Origin of the sequence: Mesorhizobium sp. M1E.F.Ca.ET.063.01.1.1, assembly GCF_003998155.1 — a bacterium.
In the GTDB taxonomy this organism is placed as follows: domain Bacteria; phylum Pseudomonadota; class Alphaproteobacteria; order Rhizobiales; family Rhizobiaceae; genus Mesorhizobium.
This window is the reverse complement of sequence record NZ_RZSC01000509.1, coordinates 1-4414: the sequence shown is the minus strand read 5'-3', so window position 1 is coordinate 4414 and position 4414 is coordinate 1. Positions and strand designations below refer to the sequence as shown.

Annotated in this window: 5 protein-coding genes; 4 read left to right on the top strand and 1 reads right to left on the bottom strand. The window is 65.7% G+C overall.

The genetic code is table 11. The features are described 5' to 3' along the window. Positions 1 to 415: aminotransferase class III-fold pyridoxal phosphate-dependent enzyme (locus tag EOA29_RS26625; protein ID WP_127221835.1), on the bottom strand; the 415-nt coding region annotated here is incomplete at its 3' end. 274 nt (positions 416 to 689) lie between these two features. On the opposite strand from EOA29_RS26625, the gene EOA29_RS26620 reads away from it, so the two are divergent. From EOA29_RS26620 to EOA29_RS26605, 4 genes are all read left to right on the top strand, one after another. Continuing rightward, complete coding sequence (locus EOA29_RS26620; protein ID WP_126092019.1) at positions 690 to 1811, top strand: NAD(P)/FAD-dependent oxidoreductase; 1122 nt, start codon at positions 690 to 692, stop codon at positions 1809 to 1811. Between the two features lie 251 nt (positions 1812 to 2062). Beyond that, on the top strand, positions 2063 to 3316 hold the full coding sequence (locus EOA29_RS26615) for a sarcosine oxidase subunit beta family protein (RefSeq protein ID WP_126092018.1): 1254 nt from the start codon (positions 2063 to 2065) through the stop codon (positions 3314 to 3316). 14 nt (positions 3317 to 3330) lie between these two features. Continuing rightward, on the top strand, positions 3331 to 3600 hold the full coding sequence (locus tag EOA29_RS26610) for a sarcosine oxidase subunit delta (RefSeq protein ID WP_126092017.1): 270 nt from the start codon (positions 3331 to 3333) through the stop codon (positions 3598 to 3600). Beyond that, a partial coding sequence (locus EOA29_RS26605) for an FAD-dependent oxidoreductase (RefSeq protein ID WP_127221834.1) occupies positions 3597 to 4414 on the top strand: 818 nt, incomplete at its 3' end. The genes EOA29_RS26610 and EOA29_RS26605, both read left to right, overlap by 4 nt.

Here is a 4414-nt window from a genome sequence, read left to right as displayed (position 1 = left end):
GCTGGCCAAGCGCGTTCGACCGGTACCAGATCATCTTGATCGCCGTGTCGTTGGCCTCGGAACCGGAATTGGTGAAATAGGCCTTGCTCATCGGCACCGGCGCCATCTGCACCAGCTTCTCGGCAAGGTCGATCAGCGGCGAATGCGCCTTCGAGCCGAAGTCATGGTAGAAAGGCAGCTTGGACATCTGTCTTGTGGCCGCCTCGACCAGCCGCTTTTCCGAAAAGCCGACCGCGACGCTCCACAAGCCCGCCATCGCCTCGATGTAGCGGTTGCCGGCGATGTCCTCGACATAGACGCCGTCGCCCTTTTCGATGACCAGCGGACCCGTTTCCTGGTGCTTGCGGGCGTTGGTGTAGCCATGCATGTGGTAGCGGATATCGCGGGCTTCAGGGGAATTCGGTCTGGCGTCCATGACGGCTCCTGTCTGCGGGCATGCAAGCGAAGATAGGACCGTCTCGCTTGTCGAGAAGTCTCTGGTTCCGTCCTCGCGTCGGCTGTTTGATGCATCACCGCGCAACCGGTCCGCAAGAGCCGCCGTGTCACGATCGATAGCGCCATGCGATCCGAACCCCGACCGCGACCGATCCCAACGTCGCGGCGCGGCACATAAACGCCGACACCGATGGACACGGGCGATATGATCCTTGAACTGTGGCGCGTCGCTGGCGTAACCGAATGGACTAAGCATGGAACAGGTCGACTGCATAATTGCCGGCGCCGGCGTGATCGGTCTTGCGATCGCGCGCGACATGGCGGCCCAAGGCCTCGACACGCTGATCCTCGAAGCGGCGGACGCCATCGGCACCGAGACGAGTTCGCGCAATTCGGAAGTCATCCACGCCGGCATCTATTACCCTGAAGGCTCGCTGAAGGCCCGGCTGTGTGTCGCCGGACGCGATACGCTCTATCGCTACGCGGCGGAACGCTCGATCCCGCACCGGCGGTCAGGCAAGCTGATCGTCGCCACCGTCGCAGCGCAGGAGCCGGTGCTTGCCGCCATCCGCGCCGGCGCCATCGCTTGCGGTGCCGGCGACCTGCGTTTCCTCTCAGCAGCCGAAGCGCAGGCGCTCGAGCCGGCGCTGCATTGCACGAAGGCGCTGCTCTCGCCTTCAACCGGCATCATCGACAGCCACGCCTTGATGCTGACGTTACTCGGCGACGCCGAGGAAAGCGGCGCGAAGCTCTCGCTCAACACCCGCATCGTTTCGGGCCGTATCGAGGCCAACCGCATCGTGCTTCAGACGACAGACACGGCGAGCGGCGAAGGCTTCGGCATCGCCACATCCCGTTTCGTCAACGCAGCCGGCCTCGGAGCGGTCGCGCTGGCTGGCTCGCTCGAAGGTTTCGACCGTCGGTACCTGCCGACGCTCCGCTGCGCCAAAGGCAACTACTTCTCGGTGGCGGGCCGGGCGCCCTTCTCGCGGCTCGTCTACCCCGTGCCGGAGCCGGGCGGGCTCGGTGTCCATCTGACGCTCGACCTTGGCGGCACTGCCCGGTTCGGACCTGACGTCGAATGGACCGAAGTGCTCGACTATCGCGTCGATCCGGCGCGCGGCGAGCGCTTTTATGCCGCGATCCGCAAATACTGGCCGCACCTTCCCGACGGCAGTCTGCAGCCGGCCTACAGCGGCATCCGGCCGAAACTCTCCGGCCCGGGCGAAGCCAACAGCGACTTCGTCATCCAGGGTGCCGCGACCCACGGCGTCGCGGGCCTTGTCAATCTGTTCGGCATCGAAAGCCCCGGGCTGACCTCCAGCCTGGCGATCGCCGATCATGTGACGCGCATGCTTGCGCCGGAAACGCGCTGATGAACGACCCCGACACTGAAGAATAGTAGATTGTCTTCGCCCCTAATGGACACAGGTGTCCATTCGAGCTAAGTTCGGGCTCCGCGATGATCGACGGCCTTCGTCAATCCGCAGCGAAACGGGATGGATCATGGACCTTCGAGAGCGGGGGCAAGTTGATTGCGCCAGTTTGGCGCCGGACCCCAACGCAGCGTTTCGATCCCCTTCGCACCGACGCAATCTCCATCACGCGATGATGCGGGCTTGAGTGCATGACAAGACACTATTCAGCGCTTTCGCTCTTCAAGGAAGGGATCGCCGGCCAGACCGGCTGGGAAAAGGCCTGGCGCTCGCCCGAGCCGAAGCCGCGCTATGACGCCATCATCATCGGCGGTGGCGGCCACGGCCTCGCCACGGCGTATTATCTCGCCAAGAACCACGGCGTCACCAACGTGGCATTGCTCGAGAAGGGCTGGATCGGCGGCGGCAACACCGGCCGCAACACCACCGTGGTGCGCTCCAACTACTTCTGTCCCGAAAGCGCGGCGATCTACGGGCTCGCCCACAGCCTCTACAAGACGCTCTCGAAGGACCTGAACTACAACGTGATGTTTTCGGCGCGCGGCATCCTCACCCTCGCGCACAGCGAAGCGGGCATGGAAACCGCCGCGCGGTCGGTCAACGCCATCCGGGTCAACGGCATCGATTGCGAGCTGTTCTCGGTCGAGGACGTGCGTCGCGTCGTGCCGATCTACAATTTCGGCCCGGATGCCCGCTACCCGGTCTATGGCGGCACCTGGCAGCCGAGCGGCGGCACCGCCCGTCACGATGCCGTCGCCTGGGGCTATGCGCGCGCGGCCAGCCGTCTCGGCGTCGACATCATCCAGAATTGCGAGATCACCGACTTCATCATCGAGAACGGACGCTGCCGTGGTGTCGTCACGTCGCGCGGCGCAATCCGGGCCGAGCGCACGGGAATGGCGGTGGCCGGCCATTCGTCGGTGCTGGCGGCGAAGGCGGGATTTCGGCTGCCAATCAACTCCTACGCGCTGCAGGCCTGTGTGTCCGAGCCGGTCAAGCCGATCCTCGATACAGTGGTGATCTCGCCGGACACGGGTGTGTACGTCAGCCAGTCGGACAAGGGCGAACTGGTGATCGGCGGCGCGCTCGACCGCATCCCGTCCTATGCCCAGCGCGGCAATCTGCCGGTGCTGGAGGGCGTGATCGCCGGCATGCTCGACATGTATCCGATCTTCGGCCAGTTGAAGATGATGCGGCAATGGGCCGGCATCGTCGATGTCGTCCCGGATTCCTCGCCCATCATCGGTGAATCGCCGCTGCCCGGCCTCTTCCTCAATTGCGGCTGGGGCACGGGCGGCTTCAAGGCTATCCCCGCCGGCGGCACGCTGCTTGCCCATCTGCTCGCCACCGGCACGCACCACGACATCAGCCGGCCTTTCGATCTCGACCGCTTCGCTCGCGGCCGGCTGATCGACGAGGCGGCCGGCTCCGGCATTGCCCATTGAAGGTGTAGAAAAAGATGCAGCTCTTTCCCTGCCCGTTCTGCGGGCCGCGCGAAGAAAGCGAATTTCACTTCGGCGGCGAGGCCGGCAATTTGAGGCCCGATGGCGGCGATGTGACGGCCGAGCGCTGGGCCGGCTATCTCCACATGCGCGACAATCCGAAGGGTCCAACCCGCGAGATCTGGATGCACCTGACCTGCGGCGAGTTCTTCGCGATGAGCCGCGACAGCGTCAATCACAAGGTGTCGGGCTCTTGCGCGCTCGGCGAAGCGGAGCACGGCGCATGAGTGCGTTCCGTCTCGCCAATGGCGGCAGCGACATCGATCGCGCCCGCCCGCTGGCCTTCACCTTCGACGGCAGGCGCGTCGAGGGTTTTGCTGGCGATACGATCGCCTCTGCCTTGCTCGCGAGCGGCCAGGCCATTGTCGGCCGCAGCTTCAAATATCACCGGCCGCGCGGCATCTGGGGCTCCGGTGTGGAGGAGCCCAACGCGCTGGTCGATATCGAAGGCGCCGACGGTCGCGTGCCGAATGCGCGGGCAACGACCGTGCCTGCGAGCGACGGCATCATAGTCAAGAGCGTCAACGCTTTGCCGACGGCGCTGGCCGACCGCAACGCGGTGCTCGACCGCTTCGCCCGCTTCCTGCCCGCCGCCTTCTACTACAAGACCTTCATGTGGCCGGACTGGCACCTGTTCGAGCCGCGCATCCGCGCCATGGCCGGACTTGGTGTCGTCGACCCTGACTGGAAGCCGCGCCCGGTCGCGGACCAGGTCAACCACGATTGCGACGTCCTGGTGGTAGGGGCCGGACCGGCGGGCCTCGCCGCGGCGGCCGGCGCAGCGGCGGCCGGGCACTCGGTCGTCCTTGTCGACGACAGGACGCACCCCGGCGGGTCGCTGCGCCACCGCGCGGGCGAGGTCGACGGTGTAGAGGGTGCGGAGTGGGCCGAGGCAGTCGTGGCCAAGTTGAAGAGCGGCGGCCAGCTCGTGCTGATGGAAACGACCGCCTTCGGCCTTTACGATCACAATCTGGTGGCGCTCAACCAGCGGCACAGCGACGGCCGGCCCGATACGTTGTGGCGGGTGCGGCCGCGCCGCAT

Excerpts from the sequence above, each read along its gene's own strand:
- EOA29_RS26620 (WP_126092019.1), top strand. The coding sequence starts at position 690 with ATGGAACAGGTCGACTGCATAATTGCCGGCGCCGGCGTGATCGGTCTT.
- EOA29_RS26615 (WP_126092018.1), top strand. The coding sequence starts at position 2,063 with ATGACAAGACACTATTCAGCGCTTTCGCTCTTCAAGGAAGGGATCGCC.
- EOA29_RS26610 (WP_126092017.1), top strand. The coding sequence starts at position 3,331 with ATGCAGCTCTTTCCCTGCCCGTTCTGCGGGCCGCGCGAAGAAAGCGAA.